Annotated in this window: 2 tRNA genes; both read left to right on the top strand. The window is 55.2% G+C overall.

Features of this window, described 5'->3' with window-relative positions:
* Nucleotides 1–136 precede the first annotated feature (136 nt).
* A tRNA-Ile gene (locus FLZ89_RS15455) sits at nt 137–213 on the top strand.
* Between the two features lie 114 nt (nt 214–327).
* Nucleotides 328–403, top strand: a tRNA-Ala gene (locus FLZ89_RS15460).
* The last annotated feature ends 130 nt before the right edge of the window (nt 404–533 follow it).

The raw sequence follows: 533 nt of genomic DNA on the forward strand, positions 1-533 counted from the left end.
TGCGGCTGGATCACCTCCTTTCTAAGGAGACTATAGATACCCCGGACGAAGTCCGGCGAGGTCTATAACTCCTAGGTCGGTCGTCTGGCTCTTCCCACTGTTTAGTTTTCAGGGACTTGCTTCCCTGAAATGTTAAGGGCTTGTAGCTCAGCAGGTGAGAGCGCACGCCTGATAAGCGTGAGGTCGGTGGTTCGAGTCCACCCAGGCCCACCAATTGCGAAGTGGGATATGCGAAGTGAGAAGTGGGATTATAAGGAAAGAATTGGCGCAGCCAATTCTGACCTCAAATCTCACTTCCCACCTCCAACCTCCCACATCCAAGACAGTGGGGGTGTAGCTCAGCTGGGAGAGCACCTGCTTTGCACGCAGGGGGTCAGCGGTTCGAATCCGCTCATCTCCACCAAGTTTGTTCTTTGAAAACTGCACAGCGAGGAAGACGAACCCACCTACGCGAGGCAGATGGTCAAGCTAGGAAGGGCGTACGGTGGATGCCTAGGCGCTAAGAGGCGAGGAAGGGCGTGGCAAGCTGCGAA

Source organism: Moorella sp. E306M (genome assembly GCF_006538385.1).
Taxonomy (GTDB): domain Bacteria; phylum Bacillota; class DSM-521; order Neomoorellales; family Neomoorellaceae; genus Neomoorella.